The organism is Pseudomonas sp. NPDC090755 (genome assembly GCF_044769005.1).
Lineage (GTDB): Bacteria > Pseudomonadota > Gammaproteobacteria > Pseudomonadales > Pseudomonadaceae > Aquipseudomonas.
Genome location: NZ_JBIVXC010000002.1, coordinates 530,746 through 554,204 on the forward strand (window position 1 = coordinate 530,746; position 23,459 = coordinate 554,204).

General features: G+C 61.9%; 21 protein-coding genes and 2 tRNA genes. 17 read left to right on the forward strand and 6 right to left on the reverse strand.

Annotated features, from left to right (window positions below; translation table 11 throughout):
- The first annotated feature begins 1 nt into the window (after nt 1).
- The 12 genes from lolB to ACIQUS_RS06440 all read left to right on the forward strand — a co-directional run bounded on the left by lolB (nt 2) and on the right by ACIQUS_RS06440 (nt 12,072).
- The gene (lolB, locus tag ACIQUS_RS06385) at nt 2-619 is read left to right on the forward strand and encodes a lipoprotein insertase outer membrane protein LolB (protein WP_403044345.1); all 618 of its coding nucleotides are present in this window, start codon (nt 2-4) and stop codon (nt 617-619) included.
- 1 nt (nt 620) lies between these two features.
- Nucleotides 621-1,466 (forward strand): 4-(cytidine 5'-diphospho)-2-C-methyl-D-erythritol kinase, encoded by an 846-nt coding sequence (gene ispE, locus ACIQUS_RS06390; protein WP_403044348.1) that lies wholly within the window; start codon nt 621-623, stop codon nt 1,464-1,466.
- Nucleotides 1,467-1,500: 34 nt separating this feature from the next.
- Nucleotides 1,501-1,575, forward strand: a tRNA-Gln gene (locus tag ACIQUS_RS06395).
- 48 nt (nt 1,576-1,623) lie between these two features.
- Nucleotides 1,624-2,565 (forward strand): ribose-phosphate pyrophosphokinase, encoded by a 942-nt coding sequence (locus ACIQUS_RS06400; RefSeq protein WP_009405962.1) that lies wholly within the window; start codon nt 1,624-1,626, stop codon nt 2,563-2,565.
- Between the two features lie 139 nt (nt 2,566-2,704).
- Nucleotides 2,705-3,295: a 50S ribosomal protein L25/general stress protein Ctc gene (locus ACIQUS_RS06405; protein ID WP_403044352.1), complete on the forward strand. Its 591-nt coding sequence runs from the start codon at nt 2,705-2,707 to the stop codon at nt 3,293-3,295.
- A gap of 79 nt (nt 3,296-3,374) precedes the next feature.
- Nucleotides 3,375-3,959, forward strand: a complete 585-nt coding sequence (pth, locus tag ACIQUS_RS06410; protein ID WP_285862093.1) for an aminoacyl-tRNA hydrolase — start codon at nt 3,375-3,377, stop codon at nt 3,957-3,959.
- 22 nt (nt 3,960-3,981) lie between these two features.
- Nucleotides 3,982-5,082 (forward strand): redox-regulated ATPase YchF, encoded by a 1,101-nt coding sequence (gene ychF / locus ACIQUS_RS06415; protein ID WP_285862094.1) that lies wholly within the window; start codon nt 3,982-3,984, stop codon nt 5,080-5,082.
- A 259-nt stretch (nt 5,083-5,341) separates the two neighbouring features.
- Entirely contained in the window at nt 5,342-6,151 is an 810-nt protein-coding gene (ppk2, locus tag ACIQUS_RS06420) for a polyphosphate kinase 2 (protein WP_403044636.1), read from the forward strand.
- A gap of 168 nt (nt 6,152-6,319) precedes the next feature.
- Nucleotides 6,320-7,231 (forward strand): 5-dehydro-4-deoxyglucarate dehydratase, encoded by a 912-nt coding sequence (gene kdgD / locus ACIQUS_RS06425; protein ID WP_403044357.1) that lies wholly within the window; start codon nt 6,320-6,322, stop codon nt 7,229-7,231.
- Nucleotides 7,232-7,340: 109 nt separating this feature from the next.
- Entirely contained in the window at nt 7,341-8,717 is a 1,377-nt protein-coding gene (locus ACIQUS_RS06430) for an MFS transporter (protein WP_403044360.1), read from the forward strand.
- Between the two features lie 70 nt (nt 8,718-8,787).
- Nucleotides 8,788-10,341, forward strand: coding sequence for a galactarate dehydratase (gene garD / locus ACIQUS_RS06435; protein ID WP_403044363.1), 1,554 nt, complete (start codon nt 8,788-8,790; stop codon nt 10,339-10,341).
- A 147-nt stretch (nt 10,342-10,488) separates the two neighbouring features.
- Nucleotides 10,489-12,072, forward strand: coding sequence for an aldehyde dehydrogenase (NADP(+)) (locus ACIQUS_RS06440; RefSeq protein ID WP_403044366.1), 1,584 nt, complete (start codon nt 10,489-10,491; stop codon nt 12,070-12,072).
- 130 nt (nt 12,073-12,202) lie between these two features.
- Here the strand turns inward: ACIQUS_RS06440 and ACIQUS_RS06445 are convergent, their stop codons facing one another.
- The 4 genes from ACIQUS_RS06445 to ACIQUS_RS06460 all read right to left on the reverse strand — a co-directional run bounded on the left by ACIQUS_RS06445 (nt 12,203) and on the right by ACIQUS_RS06460 (nt 16,096).
- A complete protein-coding gene (locus ACIQUS_RS06445; RefSeq protein WP_403044369.1) occupies nt 12,203-12,958 on the reverse strand; it encodes a FadR/GntR family transcriptional regulator in 756 nt (251 codons plus the stop codon).
- Nucleotides 12,959-13,396: 438 nt separating this feature from the next.
- On the reverse strand, nt 13,397-14,554 hold the full coding sequence (locus ACIQUS_RS06450; RefSeq protein WP_403044372.1) for an MFS transporter: 1,158 nt from the start codon (nt 14,552-14,554) through the stop codon (nt 13,397-13,399).
- Nucleotides 14,555-14,657: 103 nt separating this feature from the next.
- On the reverse strand, nt 14,658-14,801 hold the full coding sequence (locus ACIQUS_RS06455) for a hypothetical protein (protein WP_285862108.1): 144 nt from the start codon (nt 14,799-14,801) through the stop codon (nt 14,658-14,660).
- 77 nt (nt 14,802-14,878) lie between these two features.
- Nucleotides 14,879-16,096 carry an MFS transporter gene (locus ACIQUS_RS06460; protein WP_403044376.1) on the reverse strand — a complete coding sequence of 406 codons (1,218 nt, stop codon included), beginning with the start codon at nt 16,094-16,096 and terminating at the stop codon, nt 14,879-14,881.
- Between the two features lie 175 nt (nt 16,097-16,271).
- On the opposite strand from ACIQUS_RS06460, the gene ACIQUS_RS06465 reads away from it, so the two are divergent.
- From ACIQUS_RS06465 to ACIQUS_RS06475, 3 genes are all read left to right on the forward strand, one after another.
- Nucleotides 16,272-17,033, forward strand: a complete 762-nt coding sequence (locus ACIQUS_RS06465) for a FecR family protein (protein WP_403044379.1) — start codon at nt 16,272-16,274, stop codon at nt 17,031-17,033.
- A gap of 86 nt (nt 17,034-17,119) precedes the next feature.
- Nucleotides 17,120-17,196: transfer RNA gene (locus ACIQUS_RS06470), tRNA-Met, on the forward strand.
- A gap of 348 nt (nt 17,197-17,544) precedes the next feature.
- Complete coding sequence (locus tag ACIQUS_RS06475) at nt 17,545-19,785, forward strand: TonB-dependent siderophore receptor (protein ID WP_403044381.1); 2,241 nt, start codon at nt 17,545-17,547, stop codon at nt 19,783-19,785.
- Nucleotides 19,786-19,931: 146 nt separating this feature from the next.
- Here ACIQUS_RS06475 and ACIQUS_RS06480 read toward each other — a convergent pair whose 3' ends face one another.
- Nucleotides 19,932-20,546, reverse strand: a complete 615-nt coding sequence (locus ACIQUS_RS06480) for a LysE family translocator (RefSeq protein WP_403044383.1) — start codon at nt 20,544-20,546, stop codon at nt 19,932-19,934.
- A gap of 123 nt (nt 20,547-20,669) precedes the next feature.
- On the opposite strand from ACIQUS_RS06480, the gene ACIQUS_RS06485 reads away from it, so the two are divergent.
- A complete protein-coding gene (locus ACIQUS_RS06485; RefSeq protein ID WP_403044385.1) occupies nt 20,670-21,548 on the forward strand; it encodes a LysR substrate-binding domain-containing protein in 879 nt (292 codons plus the stop codon).
- Here the strand turns inward: ACIQUS_RS06485 and ACIQUS_RS06490 are convergent.
- The gene (locus ACIQUS_RS06490; protein ID WP_403044388.1) at nt 21,536-22,102 is read right to left on the reverse strand and encodes a D-Ala-D-Ala carboxypeptidase family metallohydrolase; all 567 of its coding nucleotides are present in this window, start codon (nt 22,100-22,102) and stop codon (nt 21,536-21,538) included. The two genes, ACIQUS_RS06485 and ACIQUS_RS06490, sit on opposite strands and share 13 nt — an antisense overlap.
- Before the next feature lie 138 nt (nt 22,103-22,240).
- Between ACIQUS_RS06490 and ACIQUS_RS06495 the strand changes: the two genes are divergently transcribed.
- The gene (locus ACIQUS_RS06495) at nt 22,241-23,380 is read left to right on the forward strand and encodes a hypothetical protein (protein WP_403044390.1); all 1,140 of its coding nucleotides are present in this window, start codon (nt 22,241-22,243) and stop codon (nt 23,378-23,380) included.
- The last annotated feature ends 79 nt before the right edge of the window (nt 23,381-23,459 follow it).

Consider the following 23,459-nt stretch of genomic DNA (forward strand, 5'->3'; position numbering starts at 1 on the left):
CATGTTTTTGCGCCATTTCATCACCTTCAGCCTGATCGCCCTGCTTGCCGGTTGTGCCGGCTTCGGCTCCCGTGAAGCCCTCCAGGGCCAGGGCAGCCCACAACTGTGGCGCGAGCACAAACAGCAGCTGAGCAGCCTCGACGGCTGGCAGATCAACGGCAAGGTCGGCATCCGCGCACCGAAAGACTCCGGCAGCGGCACCCTGTTCTGGCTACAGCGCCAGGATTACTACGACATTCGCCTGTCCGGCCCGCTGGGCCGTGGTGCTGCGCGCCTGACCGGACGCCCGGGCGGCGTGACCCTGGAGGTCGCCAACCAGGGCCGCTATGAAGCTGAAAGCCCCGAAGCCCTGCTCGAAGAGCAACTGGGCTGGCAGTTGCCAGTCTCGCACCTGGTCTGGTGGGTGCGCGGCCTGCCCGCTCCCGACAGCAAGAGCCAGCTGACCCTGGGCAACGACAGCCGCCTGACCCGCCTCAAACAGGACGGCTGGGACGTGCAGTACCTGAGCTACACCGAACAGAACGGCTACTGGCTGCCCGAGCGCCTCAAGCTGCATGGCCAGAACATCGACGTGACCCTGGTGGTCAAGGACTGGCAGCCACGCCAGCTGGGGCACTGACATGACCCGGCTGACCCTGCCCGCCCCGGCCAAGCTCAACCTGATGCTGCACATCCTCGGTCGCCGCCCCGATGGCTATCACGAGCTGGAGACGATATTCCAGTTCCTCGACCATGCCGACGAACTGCAATTCGCTGTGCGCGAAGACGGCCAGATCCGCCTGCACACGGACATCGACAACGTCCCCCATGACAGCAACCTGATCGTCAAGGCTGCGCGTAAACTGCAGCAACTGACCGGCTGCACCCTGGGCGCCGACATCTGGCTGAAGAAAATCCTGCCCATGGGCGGCGGCATCGGCGGCGGCAGTTCCGACGCTGCCACTACCCTGCTGGGCTTGAACCACCTCTGGAAGCTCGATTGCAGCGAAGACCAGCTGGCCGAACTGGGCCTGTCGCTGGGCGCCGACGTCCCGGTTTTCGTCCGCGGCCACGCGGCCTTTGCCGAAGGCGTGGGCGAAAAACTGACCCCGGTCGACCCCGAAGAACCCTGGTATGTCGTGCTGGTGCCGCAAGTCTCTGTTAGTACAGCAGAAATTTTTTCGCATCCGCAGTTGACACGTGATTCTTTGCCCCTTAAGATGCGCCCCGTTCCCAAGGGAAACAGTCGAAATGACTGCCAACCGGTGGTAGAGCAGAGTTATCCAGAAGTACGTAACTCGCTGAATTTGCTTGGAAAATTCACAGATGCTCGACTCACTGGAACTGGAAGTTGTGTGTTTGGGGCCTTCCCAAGCAAAGCTGAAGCTGATAAAGTTTTGGCCCTTCTTGCAGAGACCCAATCAGGGTTTGTAGCCAAGGGTAGCAACATTTCGATGTTGCATCGCACGCTACAGAGTCTGCTCTAGGAATCGAGTACAAGGTACTCGCAGCAACAGATACAGGGGCGTCGCCAAGCGGTAAGGCAGCAGGTTTTGATCCTGCCATGCGTTGGTTCGAATCCAGCCGCCCCTGCCATTTTCCTTATACTCATCCAGGTATACCCTCAGCCTTCAGGTACTGCGCGTGTCCAAGATGATGGTCTTTACGGGGAACGCCAACCCCGATCTGGCTCGGCGTGTCGTACGTCAGCTGCATATCCCACTGGGTGATGTTTCTGTCGGTAAATTCTCCGACGGCGAAATCAGCACTGAGATTAATGAAAATGTTCGCGGTAAGGACGTTTTCATCATTCAGCCGACTTGCGCGCCAACCAACGATAATCTGATGGAACTGGTAGTGATGGCCGATGCCTTCCGCCGCTCCTCAGCGTCCCGAATCACTGCCGTGATTCCTTACTTCGGATATGCCCGCCAGGATCGCCGTCCGCGTTCGGCGCGTGTTGCCATCAGCGCCAAAGTCGTCGCTGACATGCTCACCGTCGTCGGTATCGACCGTGTTCTCACCGTCGACCTGCACGCTGACCAGATCCAGGGTTTCTTCGACATTCCGGTAGATAACATCTACGGCTCCCCCGTTCTGGTGGATGACATCGAAGACCAGCGTTTCGAGAACCTCATGATCGTGTCCCCGGACATCGGCGGCGTCGTGCGTGCACGTGCTGTTGCCAAGTCTCTGGGCGTCGACCTGGGTATCATCGACAAACGCCGTGAAAAGGCCAATCACTCCGAAGTGATGCATATCATCGGCGACGTCGAAGGACGTACCTGTATTCTCGTCGACGACATGGTCGACACCGCCGGCACCCTGTGCCACGCGGCCAAGGCCCTGAAAGAACACGGCGCTGCCAAGGTTTACGCCTACTGCACGCACCCTGTCCTGTCGGGTCGGGCGATCGAGAATATCGAGAACTCCGTGCTGGACGAGCTGGTGGTGACCAACACCATCCCGCTGTCGGCCGCTGCACAAGCCTGTGACCGTATCCGTCAACTGGATATCGCACCGGTCGTCGCTGAAGCGGTTCGCCGCATCAGCAACGAAGAATCGATCAGCGCGATGTTCCGCTAAGGGCTCGGCCCTGGCGAACACCACGTTGACGTAAAGCGCCCCGCCCCAACACCTGTTGTTGGGGCGGGGCTTTTTTGCCCATCCCGCTTTGGCGCTGGTCGCAAACGCCATTCGGGAATGGCTACTTTGGAGATGTAAAATGACTGATTTCATCCTGAACGCCCAAGCGCGTACCGACCTGGGGAAAGGTGCGAGCCGCCGCCTGCGTCGTCTCGCCTCCAGCATCCCTGCCGTTGTTTACGGTGGTGACAAAGAAGCGCAATCCCTGACCATCGTGGCCAAGGAAATCGCCAAGCTGTTCGAAAACGAAGCTGCTTTCAGCCACGTCATCGAACTGAACGTTGACGGCGTCAAGCAGAACGTCGTTGTCAAAGCGATGCAGCGTCACCCGTCCAAAGGCATCATCCTGCACGCTGACTTCGTCCGCGTTGTAGCTGGCCAGAAACTGACCGCCAAAGTCCCAGTGCACTTCATCAACGAAGAAGCCCCGGTCAAGAAAGGCGGCGAAATCTCCCACGTAGTGGCCGAGATCGAAGTTTCCTGCGAAGCCAAGGACCTGCCTGAGTTCATCGAAGTTGACCTGGCCAACGCCGAAGTCGGCACCATCGTTCACCTGTCGGACCTGAAAGCGCCGAAAGGCGTCGAGTTCGTCGCTCTGGCTCACGGTAACGACCTGGCTGTTGCCAACGTTCACGCTCCAAAAGTAGCACCAGAAGCAGCCGCAGAGTAATTCGTTACTCCGCAGGTGTTGCCCGGGCCCCTGATGCATCAAGCACAGGGGCCCCCAACTCCAAGGAAGAGCCCCTGACGTGACCGCCATTCAACTGATCGTCGGCCTGGGAAACCCCGGCCCCGAATACGAACAGACCCGGCATAACGCAGGGGCTCTTTTCGTAGAACGCATTGCCAGCGCCCAGCGCGTCAACCTGACCGCTGACCGCAAGTATTTCGGCCTGACGGCTAAATTCAGCCATCAGGGCAACGACGTTCGTCTGCTGATTCCGACCACCTACATGAACCGCAGCGGCCAGGCCGTTGCTGCACTGGCCAATTTCTTCCGTATCGAGCCAGATGCCATCCTGGTGGCCCACGACGAACTCGACCTGCCTCCGGGCGTTGCCAAACTCAAGAAGGGTGGCGGCCATGGTGGGCACAACGGCCTGCGCGACATCATCGCGCAGCTCGGCAACAAGAACGACTTTCACCGTCTGCGGCTTGGCATCGGCCACCCGGGTGACAGTAGCAGGGTCTCCGGTTTCGTCCTGGGCAAGGCGCCACGCGCCGAGCAGGAAAAGCTGGACGCCAGTATCGATTTTGCCCTCGGCGTGCTGCCGGACATCCTCGCCGGCGACTGGACGCGTGCGATGAGAGAGCTGCACAGCCAAAAGGCCTGACTCTTCAGAAGAGGGATTCACCATGGGTTTCAATTGCGGCATCGTCGGTCTGCCCAACGTCGGCAAGTCCACCCTGTTCAACGCCTTGACCAAATCCGGCATCGCAGCGGAGAACTTCCCCTTCTGCACCATCGAGCCGAACAGCGGCATCGTGCCGATGCCCGATGCCCGCCTGGATGCCCTGGCAGAAATCGTCAAGCCGAACCGCATCCTGCCGACCACCATGGAATTCGTCGACATCGCAGGCCTGGTTGCCGGTGCCTCCAAGGGTGAAGGCCTGGGCAACAAGTTCCTCGCCAATATCCGCGAGACCGACGCCATCGCCCACGTGGTGCGCTGCTTCGAAGACGAGAACGTGATCCACGTCTCCAACAGCGTCGACCCCAAGCGCGACATCGAGATCATCGACCTGGAACTGATCTTCGCCGACCTCGACAGCTGCGAAAAGCAACTGCAGAAGGTTGCGCGCAACGCCAAGGGCGGTGACAAGGATGCCCTGGCCCAGAAGGCCATCCTGGAAAAACTGATTCCGCACTTCACCGAAGGCAAGCCGGCGCGCAGCCTGATGAAAGACATGGCCGCCGACGAAAAGGCGCTGATCCGTGGCTTCCACCTGCTGACCAGCAAGCCGGTGATGTACATCGCCAACGTCGCTGAAGACGGCTTCGACAACAACCCGCACCTGGATGTGGTTCGCGCCATCGCCGAAGAAGAAGGCGCAGTCGTGGTGCCGGTGTGCAACAAGATCGAAGCGGAAATCGCCGAGCTCGACGAAGGCGAAGAGAAGGACATGTTCCTCGAGGCCCTGGGCCTGGAAGAGCCTGGCCTGAACCGCGTGATTCGTGCCGGCTACGGCCTGCTCAACCTGCAGACCTACTTCACCGCTGGTGTCCAGGAAGTCCGTGCCTGGACCGTACGCGTCGGCGCCACCGCGCCTCAGGCTGCCGGTGTGATCCACACCGACTTCGAGAAAGGCTTCATCCGCGCCGAAGTGGTCGCCTATGACGACTTCATCCAGTACAAGGGTGAAGGCGGCGCGAAAGAAGCCGGTAAATGGCGCCTGGAAGGCAAGGACTACATCGTTAAAGATGGCGACGTGATGCACTTCCGCTTCAACGTCTGATGTCCCCCGTGGAACTCCACGGCACCTGATGAACCTGCCCCCCGTGATCACCCTGTGACACGGGGGGTTTGCGTTCAGGCCCAGGCATCCTTGCCCATCGATGTACACGCAGCCCGGCAGGATGTTGGCGTGATGATCCACAATCACCAGATCTTGAGCCGAACCATTGACACAGGTCCGGCCCCTGACCAGGGGCATGACTATACTCGAACAGCTTGGAAACCCGGATTTCACCCTTAAGCTGACGAGGCACGGCAACATGGCCAAGAAGAAGGAAAAGGCACAGAACCCTGAGCGTATGCCCCGCAAGGACTACGAAAGCGAGCTCAAGGCACTGCACGTCGAACTGGTAAAACTGCAACAGTGGGTAGTCGCCAAAGGCTTGAAGGTTTGCGTGGTCTTCGAGGGGCGCGACGGTGCCGGCAAGGGCGGCACCATCAAGGCCATCACCGAGCGCGTCAGCCCGCGGGTGTTCCGCGTGGCCGCGCTGCCCGCTCCGACCGAGCGGGAGAAGACCCAGATGTACGCCCAGCGCTACATCCAGCACCTGCCGGCGGCAGGCGAAGTGGTGATCTTCGACCGCAGTTGGTACAACCGCGCAGGCGTCGAAAGGGTCATGGGCTTTTGCACCGACGAGCAGGCGGACAAGTTCCTCAGCGTGGTGCCGCATTTCGAGAAGATGCTGATCGAGTCCGGCATCATCCTCGTCAAATACTGGCTGGAGGTCAGCGCCAAGGAACAGGAACGACGCCTGTCGGACCGTATCACCGACGGTCGCAAGATCTGGAAACTAACCCCCATGGACCTCAAGTCGTTCACCCGCTGGGACGACTACACCCGCGCCCGCGACAAGATGTTCGCTGCCTCCGACACTTCCTGGGCGCCTTGGTATGTGGCGCACTCGGAAGACAAGCGCAAGGTGCGCCTGAACATCATCAGCCACCTGCTCGAACAAGTGCCCTACGAAGAACTGCCGCAAAAACACAAGATCGAGCTGCCAAAACGCGGCAAGATCGGCCGCTACAAGAGCACCAACTACACCTCGCGCATGGTCCCCGAGCGCTTCTGAACAGGCGCAGGGCAACCTGCGCTCCCCCTTCGCGCCTTCCACCCTTAAAGCCCCCTGCCGTGAAAAAGAGGACCAGTGGGGCTAGTCACATTTTAAGTTGTACGATAACGTATCTCTACTCGAGTACCACTGCGTCTTCCAATGTGTCCTACAGGGTGTTCTACAACAATGAATCCACAAGAACTGCAATCCATCCTTTCCCACGGTCTGCTGTCCTTCCCGGTCACCGACTTCAATGCCCAGGGCGACTTCAACCGCGCCGGCTACATCAAGCGCCTGGAGTGGCTGGCCCCGTACGGCGCCAGCGCCCTGTTCGCCGCCGGCGGCACTGGTGAGTTCTTCTCCCTGGCCGCCAGTGAGTACTCGCAAATCATCAAGACCGCCGTGGACACCTGCGCCACCAGCGTACCGATCCTGGCGGGTGTCGGCGGCTCGACCCGCCAGGCCATCGAATACGCACAAGAGGCTGAGCGCCTGGGTGCCAAGGGCTTGCTGCTGCTGCCGCACTACCTGACCGAAGCCAGCCAGGATGGCGTTGCCGCCCACGTCGAGGCGGTGTGCAAGTCGGTGAACATCGGTGTGGTGGTGTACAACCGCAACGTCTGCCGCCTCAATGCCGTGCAGTTGGAGCAACTGGCCGAACGCTGCCCGAACCTGATCGGCTACAAGGACGGCCTGGGCGATATCGAGCTGATGGTGTCGATCCGTCGTCGCCTCGGTGACCGCTTCTCCTACCTCGGCGGCCTGCCGACCGCTGAAGTCTATGCCGCTGCCTACAAGGCCCTGGGTGTACCGGTGTATTCCTCGGCGGTGTTCAACTTCATCCCGAAAACCGCGATGGACTTCTACCACGCCATCGCCCGCGACGATCACGCCACCGTGGCCAAGATCATCGACGACTTCTTCCTGCCGTACCTGGACATCCGCAACCGCAAGGCCGGTTATGCGGTCAGCATCGTCAAGGCCGGGGCGAAGATCGCCGGTTACGACGCAGGCCCGGTGCGCACGCCGTTGACTGACCTCACGGCCCAGGAGTACGAAATGCTCGCCGCGCTGATGGACAAGCAGGGTCCGCAATAACGCTTGACGCCCCCGGGTGACCACTGGTCGCCGGAGCCGAAGCCTGACCCCCTTCGGCTCCACGCTAACCAGAACCCCGCACAAAAATAATTAGTGGGAGTACACCAGCATGCAAGCGACTAAAAAGACGCATGTGCGCTACCTGATCCTGTTCATGCTGTTCATAGTGACCACGATCAACTATGCCGACCGCGCCACCATCTCCATCGCCGGCTCCAGCTTGCAGAAGGACCTGGGCATCGACGCCGTGACGCTGGGCTACATCTTCTCGGCCTTCGGCTGGGCCTATGTGTTGGGACAGATCCCCGGTGGCTGGCTGCTCGACCGCTTCGGTTCGAAAAAGGTCTACGCCCTGAGCATCTTCACCTGGTCGGCCTTCACCGTGCTGCAAGGCTTTGTCGGCTACCTGCCGGTGGCCAACGCAATCATCGCCCTGTTCATGCTGCGCTTTCTGGTTGGCTTTGCCGAAGCGCCCTCGTTCCCTGGCAACGCGCGTATCGTCGCAGCCTGGTTCCCGACCGCCGAACGCGGCACCGCCTCGGCCATCTTCAACTCCGCGCAATACTTCGCCACCGTGCTGTTCGCCCCACTGATGGGATGGATCGTTCATGCCTGGGGCTGGGAGCATGTATTCATCGTCATGGGCGTGCTGGGCATCCTGTTCTCCATCGCCTGGATGAAGCTCATCTACAACCCCAAGGAACACCCGATGATCGGCGCTGCCGAGCTTGATCACATCGAGCGCAACGGCGGTCTGGTGGACATGGACAAACCCAGGGCGACCGGCAAGAGCGGGCCGAAGTGGGGCTACATCAAGCAACTGCTCAGCAGCCGCATGATGCTCGGCATTTACCTGGGCCAGTACTGCATCAACGCCATCACCTACTTCTTCCTCACCTGGTTCCCGGTGTACCTGGTGCAGGAGCGCGGCATGTCGATCCTCAAGGCCGGCTTCATCGCCTCCCTGCCGGCGATCTGCGGCTTCATCGGCGGTGTACTGGGCGGGATCATCTCCGACCACCTGCTGCGTCGCGGCAATTCGCTGACCTTCGCCCGCAAGGCGCCGATCGTCATCGGCCTGCTGCTGTCGACCTCGATGGTCATCTGCAACTACGTCGATGCCGAGTGGATGGTGGTGGGCATCATGGCCCTGGCGTTCTTCGGCAAGGGCCTGGGTGCACTGGGCTGGGCGGTGGTCTCCGACACTTCGCCCAAGCAGATCGCCGGGCTGTCCGGTGGCATGTTCAACACCTTCGGCAATATCGCCTCGATCACCACGCCGATCATCATCGGCTACATCATCAGCGCCACCGGTTCGTTCAAGTGGGCCCTGGTGTATGTCGGCGCCAACGCCCTGGTCGCAGTGTTCAGCTACCTGGTGATCGTCGGACCGATCAAGCGCATCGAACTGCGTGAAGACCCAAGCAAGAACGGTAACGCACAAACGCAGCCTGCCACCGGCACGCTGGCCGAGAACCGTCATTGAGTGAAACGCCTGCTCCCCCGGTTGCAGGCACCGCTGATCCGCCTGAATACATGACAAGAAGGGCCAACCGATGCACATGATCGAACACGCCGACTCACCCCGCTACGTACGTCTGCACGAACAGGACAACGTTGTTGTCGTGGTGAATGATCAGGGTGTCGCAGAAGGTAGCCGATTCGCCGATGGACTGACGGTGATCGAAGGCATCCCGCAAAGCCACAAGGTGGCCCTGGTGAACATTGCCAAGGGCGAGCCGGTGGTGCGCTATGGCCAGGTCATCGGTTACGCCTTGCAGGACCTGCCCCAGGGCAGTTGGGTCAGGGAGACCCAGCTGGCGATGCCTTCGGCGCCGGCGCTGGACAGCCTGCCGATGGCCAATGCCGTGCCCGCTGCCCTGCCACCGCTTGAAGGCTACACCTTCGAAGGGTACCGCAACGCCGACGGCACGGTCGGCACACGCAACATCCTCGGCATCACCACCACCGTGCAGTGCGTCACCGGCGTACTGGATCACGCGGTGAAACGCATCCGTGAAGAGCTGCTGCCCAAGTACCCCCACGTCGACGACGTGGTCGCCCTGACCCACAGCTACGGCTGCGGCGTGGCGATCAACGCCCGCGACGCCTATATCCCGATCCGCACGGTGCGCAACCTCGCCCGCAACCCCAACCTGGGCGGCGAAGCCCTGGTCATCAGCCTGGGTTGCGAGAAGCTGCAGGCCGGACAGGTCATGCACGAGGACGACGCCTCGGTCGACCTCAGCGAACCCTGGCTGTACCGCCTGCAGGACGCCAGCCACGGCTTCGGCGAAATGGTCGAGCAGATCATGGAACTGGCTGAGGTGCGCCTGAAGAAACTCGACCAGCGCCGTCGCGAGACCGTGCCGGCCTCGGAGCTGATCCTGGGCATGCAATGCGGTGGCAGCGACGCGTTTTCCGGCATAACCGCCAACCCGGCGCTGGGCTACGCCAGCGACTTGCTGATCCGCGCCGGTGCCACGGTGATGTTCTCGGAAGTCACCGAAGTGCGCGACGCCATCTACATGCTGACCTCCCGTGCCGAAACGCCGGAAGTCGCCGCCGCGCTGGTGCGCGAAATGGATTGGTACGACCAGTACCTGCAACGCGGCGAAGCCGACCGCAGCGCCAACACCACGCCGGGCAACAAGAAAGGCGGGCTGTCCAACATCGTCGAGAAGAGCCTGGGCTCGATCGTCAAATCCGGCAGCAGCGCCATCAACGGCGTACTCGGTCCTGGGGAGCGCGTGGCCGGAAAAGGCTTGGTGTTCTGCGCGACACCGGCCAGCGACTTCGTCTGCGGCACGCTGCAACTGGCTGCCGGCATGAACCTGCACGTGTTCACCACCGGGCGCGGCACGCCTTATGGCCTGGCCATGGCGCCGGTGGTCAAGGTCTCGACCCGCACGGAGCTTGCCGAACGCTGGCCCGACCTGATCGACATCGACGCCGGGCGCATCGCCACGGGACGCGCCAGCATCGAAGAACTGGGCTGGGAACTGTTCCACTACTACCTGGATGTGGCCAGCGGGCGCAAACAGACCTGGGCCGAACGTTACAAGCTGCACAACGACATCACCCTGTTCAACCCGGCACCGATCACCTGACCACTGCCTTCACTTGTGGGAGCGTGCTTGCCCCGTGATTGCGGTTTGCCTGTCACATCGCATCGCGGGGCAAGCCCGCTCCCACAGCAGCCCTGCCCTCATACGATATCCGTCATCTAATCTCACTCACCGAACCAGGAGATCTCCATGTCCACCGTTCTCGGTCATAACTTCATCGCCGGTGCACGCAGCGCGGCGGGTACCCAGCAGCTGAAAAGCATCGATGCCACCAGTGGCGAAGCCTTGCCGTTCACCTTCGTCCAAGCCACCGAAAGCGAAGTGGACAGCGCCGCCCTGGCCGCCGAAATCGCCTTCCCCGCGTTCCGCCAATTGAGCCCACAGCGCCGTGGCGATTTCCTCCTGGCCATTGCCGACGAACTGGACGCCCTGGGCGATGACTTCATCGCCATCGTCTGCCAGGAAACCGCCCTGCCGGCAGCCCGTATCCAGGGTGAGCGGGCGCGCACCAGTGGCCAGATGCGTCTTTTCGCCCAAGTGCTGCAGCGTGGTGATTTTCTGGGTGCACGTATCGACCTGGCCCTGCCTGAGCGCAAGCCGCTGCCAAGGGTCGACCTGCGCCAGATGCGCATTGGCGTTGGCCCGGTCGCGGTGTTCGGCGCCAGCAACTTCCCGCTGGCCTTCTCCACCGCCGGTGGCGATACCGCCGCCGCCCTGGCCGCCGGCTGCCCGGTGGTGTTCAAGGCCCACAGCGGCCACATGGCCACTGCCGACCTGGTCGGCTGCGCGATCATTCGCGCCGCCGAGCGCACCGGCATGCCCAAGGGCGTGTTCAACATGATCTTCGGTGCCGGTGTCGGTGAGGCGCTGGTCAAGCACCCGGCGATCCAGGCAGTGGGCTTCACCGGCTCGCTGAGCGGTGGCAATGCCCTGTGCAAGATGGCGGCCGAACGTGCACAGCCGATCCCGGTGTTCGCCGAGATGTCGAGCATCAACCCGGTGATCCTGCTGCCACAAGCCCTGGCCAGCCGCGCTGAATCCGCCGCCCGTGAACTGGCCGCCTCGGTGGTCATGGGCTGTGGCCAGTTCTGCACCAACCCGGGCCTGGTGCTGGGCGTCAGCTCGCCGGCCTTCAGCGCGTTCCAGGCCCACCTGCAGGAGCAGATGGCGGCCCAGGCGCCGCAAACCATGCTCAATGCCGGAGGCCTGCGCAGCTACAGCAAAGGTCTGGAACACCTGCACGCGCACGCCGGTATCCGTCACCTGGCCGGCCAGCCGCAAGCAGGCAACCAGGCGCGACCACAGTTGTTCAAGGCCGATGTCGAGCTGCTGCTCAAGGGTGATGAACTGCTGCAGGAAGAGGTGTTCGGCCCGACCACCATCATTGTCGAGGCCCGTGACGATGCCGAGCTCAAGGCGGCACTGCAGGGCCTGCGTGGCCAGTTGACCGCCACCCTGATCGGCGAGCCGGCAGATCTGCAGGACTACCAGTGGCTGGTGCCACTGCTGGAGCAGAAGGTCGGGCGCATCCTGGTCAATGGCTACCCGACCGGTGTCGAAGTCTGCGATGCCATGGTGCACGGCGGCCCTTACCCGGCGACGTCCGATGCCCGCGGCACGTCAGTGGGGACCCTGGCGATCGACCGCTTCCTGCGGCCGGTGTGCTACCAGAACTATCCGCAAGACTTGCTGCCTGACGCGCTGCGTAACAGCAACCCGCTGGGGCTCAAGCGCCTGGTCAACGGTGAGTGGTCGGCGGCGCCGATTGCCTGACCCTGGGCTTCAAACAAAAAGGCGCAGATCACTCTGCGCCTTTTTCGTTGGGGCCCATCGCCGGCTGTGCCGGCTCCCACAAGGTCCGGTGTGGGAGCCGGCATAGCCGGCGATAGCCGTACCACCGCTATCAGCCGTTCTGCCCCTGGGCCTCGGCCTCTTCATGGGCCAGGCGCAGCCGTTCGCGGCTGTTGGTCAGGTGCAGGCGCATGGCGGCTCGGGCGCCTTCGGCGTCCTGGCGGGCGATGGCCTCGTAGATGGCTTCGTGCTCGTAGCTGAGCCGGCTCATGTAGTGCTGCTGGTCATCATGGGCCAGGCGCGCCGAATTCAGGCGGGTGCGCGGAATGATGCTGGTACCCAGGTGGGTCATGATGTCGGTGAAGTAGCGGTTGCCGGTGGCCATGGCGATCTGCAGGTGGAACTGGAAATCCGAGGCCACCGCATCGCTGGCATGGGCCACGCTTTCGTTCAGGGCATCCAGCGCCTCACGCATGGCCGCCAGTTGCTCAGGGCTACGGCGCACCGCCGCCAGGCCCGCCGACTCGGTCTCCAGGCTGATGCGCAGCTCCAGCACCGCCAGCACCTCGCGCAAGGTGACGATGGTCGCAGGATCAATGCGAAAACCGCTGGGGCTCGGCGTGTCGAGCACGAAGGTGCCAATGCCATGGCGGGTTTCCACCTGGCCGGCCGCCTGCAGGCGGGAAATGGCTTCACGCACCACGGTGCGGCTGACCCCCTGCTCTTCCATGATCGCCGACTCGGTCGGCAGTTTGTCACCGCGTTTGAGGTGGCCGTCGCGAATGCGCTCGGTGAGGATCGTCACCAGCTCCTGGGCCAGGCTGCGAGGCTTTCTGCGGGCGCGTGGCAGTGCGCTCTGGTCTTTCATGGCGAACATCTGTCCTGATTATTCTTCACCCGGATCATAGCGCAATTGGTTGTACGATCACATGCATCAACCGCGATCGATCACACCGCCGCATCGCGGGGCAAGTCGAGTCGTCGCACCGCCGCTCCTACAGGTAGCTCAATCCCCTCAAGCAATGCATCGATGACCGGCTTCGCTGGCTCCAACAAAGTCAGTTGCTCCTGCATGGGTAGCCGCTGCCGAGGAACGAGGCTGCGATCGACTGCTCGGCAGTCGCATCCCGGTCACTTCGTTGTACCTGACCAACTGAGGTCGCCAGGTTTTACGGCCGTTTCACGGCCGATCGCAGCCTTGCGGCAGCGGCTACACCGTCAGGCAATCAAGACAGTTACTCCCACAGGTCACACCGCTCCTGCAAGCTGTCGCTGTCCTGTGGGAGCCGGCATCGCCGGCGATGACTTACTCCGCCGCCCTAAGCCGATACGCCTTGCGATTGGCATTACGGGCAAAACAGACGAACAACGCCGCCATGATCGCCAGCGCCATGGGCAGGCCATGGGGCGCGACATCCATGGCCGCGCCACTGACCAGCGGCCCCACCAGGCTACCCACGCCCCACAGCAGACCGACGCTGGCATTGGCCGTCACCAGGTCCTGGCCCTTGAACTGCTGGCCGATCAGCACCAGCGCCAGGGTGTAGACCCCGCCCGCCACCGCCCCCAGCACTACCAGCGCCGGCCACAGCAGCCATTGCACCTGCAGCAGCCAGGGCAAGGCGATGCCGATCAGCATGGCCACCACGCCACAGACCAGGTGCACCATCGTCCGCTCGCTACGGTCCGCCAGCCAGCCCAGCGGCAGCTGGAACAGCATGTCGCCGGTCAGGATCACGGTCACCATCAAGGCCGCCACGCCCACGGCAAACCCGTGGCTGGAGGCGTAGACCGGCATCAGCGAGAGGATCACCGCATCGAAGAACGAGAAGAACAACACGCCCATGCACAGCGCCGGTGCCACGCGGAAGAAGCCCGCCAGGGAAAAGCTCTTTTCAGCTTCTTCGCCATGCTCGACGTGGTCGTTGGGCACCGTCAGCACGATGCACAGCAACGCCAGCCCATAACAGGCGGTGACCACCCAGGTCACCCAGGCACTCTGGGCGCCGACCAGGGCCAGCATGGCCGGGCCGAGCATCTGGAAGCCGGTGAAGGCCGTGGCGTACAGGGCCATGATTTTGCCGCGATTGTGCTCCGGGCTCAGCTCGTTGACCCAGGATTCGCCGAGGATGATGGCGATGCCCATGCCGATGCCCAGCCCCAGGCGCAACAGGCCCAGCAGGTAGATCGAGGAGAAGGCCCATTCCAGCAAGCCGATGCTCAGTGCGCACAGGCCGAAGCACAACAGGTAGATGGTGCGCCGGGTCAGGTGCCGGCAGCAGGCATCGACCATGAAGGCCGAGAGCATCATGCCCGCCGCCGGAACGGCCGAGAGGATGCCGATCTGCAGGGTGCTGGCACCCGCTTCGAGCAGACGCAGGGACACCAGCGGCAGGCTCGCCCCCAGGCTGAAACCGACCACCGACACGGCGAACAACAGGCCCGCCAGAAAACGCTTGTTCATCACCACTCCAAGCGCCGACACAGGCGTAATATCGCCCGGGCCCGCGCAAACACGACCAGGAAAGTATTCAGGTGTACAAAGGCATGGCCATGGGGCCGCCTCGTCAGTGGGCGTGTACGGGTGGCGAGAAGGTGAAGGCGAACAGCACGCTGCGCCGACGCTTGAGGACGGTATCGCTCGGCCAGTCGCAGCAGCGGGTCAGGATGACCGGCTGGTGGAACGGGCGGATGGCAGTGGAGCGATTCATTCGTCGGCTACGCAGGAAAGGACGGGCGGCACTCTAGGAGAACCCATGCCACCCGTCAATAGCCCGTCCTTGAGCGCTCAACGCTTGCCGGTGGACGGCAGCAGGATCGCCAGCAGGCCGAACAACGGCAGGTACGAGCACAGGCTGTAGACGTATTCGATGCCCTTGAAGTCGGCCAGGTAGCCGAGCAGCGCCGCACCGATGCCGCCGAAGCCGAACATCAGGCCGAAGAAAATCCCGGCGATCATGCCGACATTGCCCGGCACCAGTTCCTGGGCATAGACCACGATGGCCGAGAACGCCGACGCCAGGATAAAGCCGATGATCACGCTGAGTACGCTGGTCCAGAACAGGTCCGCATAAGGCAGCGCCAGGGTGAAGGGCGCAACGCCGAGGATCGAGAACCAGATCACCGCCTTGCGCCCGATGCGGTCACCGATCGGTCCGCCGAAGAAGGTCCCCGCCGCCACCGCACCGAGGAACAGGAACAGATGCAACTGCGAGCTTCCCACCGACAGGTCGAATTTCTCGATCAGGTAGAAGGTGAAGTAGCTGGTCAGGCTGGACATGTAGAAGTACTTGGAGAACACCAACAGCCCCAGCACCACCAGCGCACCGATTACCCGGTTGCGGGAAAGGCCATGGGTTGCGCGCTGCCCCTGCTTGGCCTTGAACAGGTTCAGGTGTTCGCGGTACCAGCGGCTCAGGCCATAGGTGACCAGCACGGCACACACCGCGAACAGACCGAACCAGACGACATTGCCCTGGCCGAACGGAATGATGATCGCGGCCGCCAGCAACGGGCCGAAGGCGGAACCGGCGTTGCCGCCGACCTGGAAGGTCGACTGCGCCAGACCGAAGCGCCCCCCCGAGGCGAGCCGGGCGATACGCGAGGTTTCCGGATGGAAGGTCGACGAACCGATGCCCACCAACGCGGCGGCCAGCAGGATCATCGGGAAGCTGCCGACGTAGGCCAGCATGACGATCCCCACCAGGGTGCACAGGGTGCCGAGGGGCAACAGGTTCGGCATCGGCTTGCGGTCGGTGTAGAAACCCACCCAGGGCTGCAGCAAGGAGGCAGTGATCTGGAAGGTCAGGGTAATCATCCCCACCTGGGCGAAGGTCAGCCCATAGTTTTCCTTGAGCAACGGATAGATCGACGGCAGCACGGCCTGGATCAGGTCGTTGATCAGGTGCGCCAGGGCGCAGGCGGCGATGATCCGCATGACCAGTGGACTGCTCTGGGCCGCCGCGCTGCTGGCGGGTGATGTGGATGAAACACTGCTCACAGCCATGACAAAAGCTTCCATCGAGAGTTTGGGATCCAATTATCCCGATTTCGTTAGCAAGCGCACTATTCTTTTCGACGAACGCCCGGATCGCGTGCTTGTTAATAATTCTCAATAGCTTTAGCATCCCGAAACTTGACCGATTCAGATGCCACAACCCCGAAAACAAGACCGATCTACCATGAATCCAGCGCTCGATGTACCCCTCTCGACCGAACCTGACGACCGCGAACAGCAAGCCCTCGACTGGTTCACCCGACTACGCGCAGGCGACCTCGGCACCACCGAGCAGCGAGCCTTCGAACGCTGGCGCCTGGACCCTGAAAACGCCCGCACCCTGGCCGAGGTCGAGCTGCTCTGGCGGCAACTGGAACGTCCGGCACGCCAGGTGCAGCGCAGTGAACGTCGATCGGCCCCACGCTCCTGGACCGGCTGGGCGGTGGCGGCTGGCGTGTTGCTGATCAGCGGCCTGGTGATGCTGCAGTTACCCTGGCTGCAACGGCTGAGCAGCGATGTGGCCACCGGCTCCGGCGAGCGCCGGCAAATCCAGCTGGCCGATGGTTCGAAACTGCTGCTCGACAGCGCCAGCGCAGTGGATGTCGACCTGCGGGGGGCCGTGCGCAAGGTACGCCTGGTGCAAGGACAGGTGTTCCTGGAAGTGGTTCACGACGGTCGGCCTTTCGTGGTCGAAGTCGGCGATGCACGGGTGCAGGTGCTGGGCACACGCTTTGCGGTCAGCCGTGGCCGCGATCAGGATGAAGTGGTATTGCTCAAGGGTCGGGTCGAGGTGAGCAGCGATGGCGACAAGCGCCAGCTCGTCTCCGGCCAGCGCCTGGGCATCAGCGACAAGCGCCTGGGGATGGTCGAGAACGTCGACGCCGAACGGCTGCTGGCCTGGCGCACGGGTCAGTCGCCGGTTACCGACGTGCCGCGCCTGCCCTGAAAACGCTAAGCGGTTGATCGTGCGTAAAAATTTTTCAAATCAGGTGTTGACACAAGGTCGTTTCGAGCGAATAATGCGCGCCACTTGGCTACATAGCTCAGTTGGTTAGAGCGGAGCATTCATAATGCTTAGGTCCGGGGTTCAAGTCCCTGTGTAGCCACCAAGTTCCGATCCATAGCTGTCTACAGCAGTCTATGAATCACCTCAAGAAGCCCGCCTAGTGCGGGCTTTCTTGTTTCTGGCCGTCCATCTCCATCTACCCCTACCCTTCCCCATCGGGTATGCCTGCGAACAGTTCTGGCTGCAACACCATGATCACGGATCTCAACCAATTGGGTTAGAGAAGGATGTTTACTGGGCGCCATTGTAAGACACGGTCAGGTCAGGGAATGCGTCCGACGTCACTATTCATGATAAATATTCTCAAATAGGTATAAAACCCATTCCGCAGTAAACCCCACCCGCGTATGATAGTGATTATCATTTAACACTAATTCATATGTGAGCTCGCATGCCCGCCCCCACCTTCCTGTGCGCAGAAAAAACCGTTGCCCCTCGCTCGTCTCTGGCACTCGCCGTACGCATGCTTGCGGTCGGTATCACCGTCGCGGCTCCTTCATTACAGGCGGCGCAAGCAACTGAGCAGAAAGCGACTGAAAGCGCTTTGACCTTGAGCCCCATCGCGATCACCGAGACGGCTAGCGCTGAGCAAGTCGGGGTTACCGAGGACACCAACTCTTACACGACGGATGCTGCGCGTACGGCCACACCGTTGACCATGTCGCTGCGCGAAACACCGCAGTCAGTCAGCGTCGTCACCCAACAGCGCATTCAAGACCAGGATCTGAAAACCATCCTCGACGTGGTCAACAACGCCACCGGCGTGTCGGTCAATCGCTATGAAACAAACCGGGCCCAGTTCAACGCCCGTGGCTTTGAACTCAACTCTCTGATGATCGATGGCGTCCCGACCATTTATGAGCAGCCTTGGAGTTCGGGTGAGATTTTCAGCAGCCTGGCCATGTATGACCGCGTTGAAGTGGTACGCGGTGCCAACGGTTTGATGACCGGCGCGGGCGATCCTTCCGCGTCGCTCAATATGGTACGCAAGCGCGCCAACAGTAAGGACTTGAAGGGTTCGCTGGAGCTGAGCGCTGGTACTTGGGACACCTATGGCATGGAGGCCGATGTGGCCACGGCGTTGAATGATGAAGGTACGGTTCGTGCGCGGCTGGTTGCAGAGACCAACGAAGGCGACACCTGGATCGACATGAACTCGAAAAAGCGCCAGACCCTTTACGGCACCATGGACATCGACCTCACTCCCGACACCACCCTATGGTTTGGCTTGAGTCATCAGGAAAGCAACGCAGAATCACCGATATGGGGTGGCTTGCCGGTCTGGTACGCCGATGGCAGCCGCACTCACTGGAGCCGTTCGAAGACAACGTCCGCCGACTGGAGCAAGTGGGACACCACTTACAAAACCTACTTCATCAATCTCGACCATACGTTCGCCAACGACTGGCAAGTCCACCTCAGCTACAACCGTGGCGAGCGCACCGGCGACTCTTCCCTGCTCTACCTCTCCGGCAATCCAGGCCAGAACGGGAGTTCCGGGATGTTTTCGTTCCCGGCGACCTACAAGACAGAGACCACCCAGGACGACTATGGCATCCGCTTCAATGGCCCGTTCTCGCTGTTGGGCCGCGAGCATGAAGTGGCCTTTGGTTACGTGGATAGCAAACAGAAGTTCGACGCCGATGCGATCAACGCGCAAACAGGCTTTGATGGTATTGCCGATTTCGATAGCTACAACGGCCATTTCCCAGAGCCAATCTGGGGTCCGAGAACAGACTACGGCTACAGCGAAACCCGGCAAAAAGGGCTTTACGCAGCCACCCGCCTGAATGTAACCGACGACTTGAAAGTGATTCTTGGCGCCCGTGAAAGCTGGTACGAGAAGACCGCCGATGACGTGTTCTCGGAAGTAAGCAAGACTGATGTGGATCATGAACTGACGCCTTACGCAGGCATTGTCTACGACCTCACTGATAACCTATCGGCTTATGCCAGCTATACCGAAATCTTTCTGCCGCAGTCGGTACGCGACCGCAGTGGTCAGGCATTGGACCCGATCGTTGGCGAGAGCAGTGAAATCGGTCTGAAGGGTGAATACTTCGGTGGCCGCTTGAATGCCTCCGCTGCGATTTTCCAGATCAAACAGGATAATTTGGGCAAGAGCACGGGTGAGCTGATCGACCCAAGCAACCCGGTCGGCGGCTTCGCCTACGAGGCAAGCGAAGGCGCGACCAGCAAAGGTTTCGAACTGGAAGTTTCGGGCGAAATCGCGACCGACTGGAATGCCTCTGTGGGGTACACGCAGTTCACTGCCGAAGATGCTAAAGGCGACGACGTCAACACGCTGTACCCAACCAAGTTGTTGCGCACCTTTACCACCTACCGTTTGCCAGGTGCTTTCAACAAGCTGACCATCGGTGGCGGGGTTAACTGGCAGGATTCGACCTACACCTACGCCACCAATCCAGCCGGCAACTCGGAGAAAATCCAACAGGATGCCTATGCGCTGGTCAATCTGATGGCTCGCTATGAGATCACCGAAAACCTCTCGGCGCAGGTGAATGCGGACAATATTACCGACGAGAAATACTTCGACGTTTTCGACGCCTACGGTGCCCTGACTTACGGTGCACCACGCAGCATTACTGCGTCGGCTAAATACCGTTTCTAAGCTCCAATGTTGGGTGGCCCTGCCACCCAATGGCTCGCAGTGATACAACATCGGACTTGCGCCGGTGTTGTGCTTTATGCAGATCCCGCCATCCCCATCGCGGGCTTTTTTTCACCTTTTTCTTTGCCTGCCGTTTATGTTCAGGCTCAGCGCACGCCACTGAACATCACCGCCACTCCAAGGCCAAGCAGCGCCAGGCCAATCACCTTGTCCACCATGCGCTGGCGCTCGAGCATCAGCTGGCGCAATACGGTACTGGAGAAGAACACCGCCACCAGGCTGAACCAGAGCCAGTGCGCGATGGACATGAACAGGCCATAACCGAGACTGCTGGCCAGGGAACTGCCCGGCTGCACTACCTGGGTATAGGCACTGACGACGAACAGCATGGTCTTGGGATTCAGGGCATTGGTCAAAAAGCCCGAGCGGAAGGCGCTCCACCCGCCAATCTGGCTGCCGCTCGCTCCGTCCAGGGTAATGCGCCGGGTGTTGGTCAGCGACTTGTAACCCAGATAGATCAGGTACCCCGCCCCCAGTACCTTCATGGCCAGGAACAGCGTCGGCGTCTGGCTGATGATCACGGCAATCCCCAGCACGGTGTACATCACGTGCACCTGTACCCCCAGCGCAATACCCAGCGCAGCCGAAAGCCCGGCACGGCGGCCAAAGGCATAGCTGCTGCGGGTGACCATGGCGAAGTCGGCGCCCGGGCTGATCACCGCCAGGACGGTGAACAGGGCGACGGCAATGAGTTCATTCACGAAAAGCTCCTCGATCTGCTAGAAAAATGAACAGATAGCTCTGCACCGCGCCATTATCGAAAGCTCCACCCGTGACAAAAAGCGATTTATAGTGAGTGAAATCCGCTAGTTTTTCTCACAGATATGAAACTTCCCGCCCTCTCCGCCTTCCGCTATTTCGACGTGGCCGCCCAGACCCAGAGCTTCGTGCGCACCGCCGAACTGTTGCACGTCACCCATGGCGCCGTAAGCCGCCAGGTGCGCCTGCTGGAGGAGTCGCTGGGGGTGGAACTGTTCGAGCGGCGCAACCGGGCGATCTTCCTCACTGCCGCCGGCCGCGCCCTGCACGGCACCACGCAGTCGATATTCGAACAACTGGAAGGCACGGTGTACCGCCTGCAACAGCAGGCGCGGGAGAACGTCCTGGTGCTGTCGTGCGAACCGACCATTGCCATGAAGTGGCTGATTCCGCGCCTGCCGGCCTTCCATGCCGCTCATCCGGACATTCACCTGCACCTGGTGGCCGCCGGTGGCCCCATCGACTTTGCCCGCAGCGGCGTCGACCTGGCATTGCGCCGCGACGACTTCCACTGGGATGCCGACCTGCACGCCCTGAAGATCTGTGACGAATGGGTGGGCCCGGTGTGCGGCGCCCAACTGAACCTCCCCGACGGGGGCCTGGCCGGCCAGCGGCTGTTGCACACTGCATCGCGCCCGAGCGCCTGGAACACCTGGCTGCGCCTGAGCGGGGAATCCTCCCGGGGAACGACGCGCGCGGACTACGAGCACTTCTACCTGTGCATCCAGGCGGCTGTCGCAGGGCTGGGGGTGGCGATGGCGTCCTTCCTCATGGTCCAGGACGAAATCGACAGTGGCCAGCTACAGGCACCGCGCCGCTTCGTGCAGGACAACTCGGCCTACTACCTGCTCTGCACCCGACCGATAGCGGACGACGACAAATGCCAGCGCTTCGCCCGCTGGGTCGGCGAGCAAGCTCAGGCGTGCCTGGCTCATTTGCTCTGAGGCTTTGCGACCACCGGTAAAACACAGAAGGATGACCCAGCACTGAAATCGCCGCCCCAGGTGCGAAAGCCTGCAGTGTCGATGTGAATCCGCCCGCTGGGATAACGCCCCAGGCCCATGTTCCAGGCCTTGCCCTGGGTCTGCCAGAAGCGGCACAAGGGGTTGGGGTCGGCCCAGGCCGGCAGCAACACATCCACCGCGAAGGCCCGGGTATGGGCACTGCCCACGGCACCGCCGGCGCAGCGGTTCAGGCGAGGGTCACGATAGGCCGAGACCACTTCATAACGTTGCAGCACACGCTGATCGCCCAAGGTCTTGAGCAGCTGCAGGGTCGATCTCACCGCTGGCCACTGCGAGGCCGGCGCCACGGCAAAGGGCTGCGCCGAACACAGCTTCCAGTCACTGGCCGAGCGCAGCAACTGATGGATTGGCACTATCCCGTACAGGCGCGCGCCCACCAGCATCTCGCGAAACGCCCGCGTTTCATGGTCGCCAGCCCACTGGGCGAACATGTACAGGTCGCGCTCCTCGGCTTGCGCCTGGACATTTCCCATAAGCGACAGCAAAAGTCCTGCACAGATTCCCGCCCCGCACCACAGCCTCATCAGCCCTCTCCCCTTCCCGCTCCCCGGGAAACTCCTCCAGTATGGCAAGCCTCCCGACTGCGGGGAGGTACTGACAAGGAGTTAAGCATGCACACACTGGCTCGATGGACCCTGGGCCTCGCCGCCCTGGCCTGCAGCGCAACGGCACTGGCCGACGCCCAGCTGAAGCTGGGTAGCCAGGAGCGCGTGACCCGGCTGTTTGCCTACCCCAATAACTGCGGCGTCGTCTGCTACCGCGACTGGACCCTGGAACAGACTGTCGAACACTACCTGAGCCAAAGCGTGCAGCGTGACGGCTACCCCAACGCCCGGGTGCAGGTCAGCCGAGACAACGGTCAGCTACATGCCGAAATCCAGGGCGTACCCGCCCGCTACAGCGAGCCGCTCAACGCCCTGCTCGATACTGGCGAGCTGGCCTACCAGGGCGCCAGCCAGCTCAATCGCGAAGGCAAGTGGGCATACAACTGGAATTTGTTCCTGCCCTTGGGGATGGCCCTGGAGAACCGGCGCAGCATCGAGCTGCTGCACTTTCCGCCGGACTACTCGTTGACCCAGGCCCAGGACTACCTGCACTCCAACACAACCGAGCGCTGGGCCAGCCTGCTCACCGTCAACGGTGTGCCCGCCGAACAGACACCGGCCTTCCAGACCATCGTCGACATCGCCCCGATCGCCGCCCCGGCCAGCGCCGGCAAGGACCTGGAAGGGGTCTATGGCTACTTCAGGGAATACCAGCTGCGCATGGTCAGGGAAGTCACCCGCAGCGCCAACGGCGGCTCGCTGCCCATGGTCGCCTTCGGCTCACCGGTACGTAGCTGGGTGCAGCAGCAATATGGCCCCAAGGTCAACGTGCTGGGGCTGGTCAACATCAGCCCAGAGCCGGGGCAACAGGTGCCGGTACTGGGCGCCAATCACCCGAGCGCGATCTGGTATGCGGCCGACAGGAACAACCATGGCGGTGATCAGGACAAGGCTGACCAGGCCGGCCTGAAGATGATGGGCCAGGACTTGAGTGCTGCCTGCTGGCAGGCCGGCATGGGCCGCAATCCGATGGCCGACGCCCGGGCGACCCGCACGGCCTGTACGCTGAAGTGGCAGGTGACGGCGAAAAAGCAGACGTGCGAGCTGTACTTTCGCAGCATACGCAACATGACGCCAACGCAGGCCGGCGCCAAGTGCAATAGCGCAGCGGTAACGCGAGCGCTGCGCCAGCTACAGAAAAGCTGAGTCCCTGTAGCCGCTGCCGCCAGGCTGCGAATGACTGCGCAGCAGTCACAACCCAGGCACCTCAGTGAGCCGATAGTGC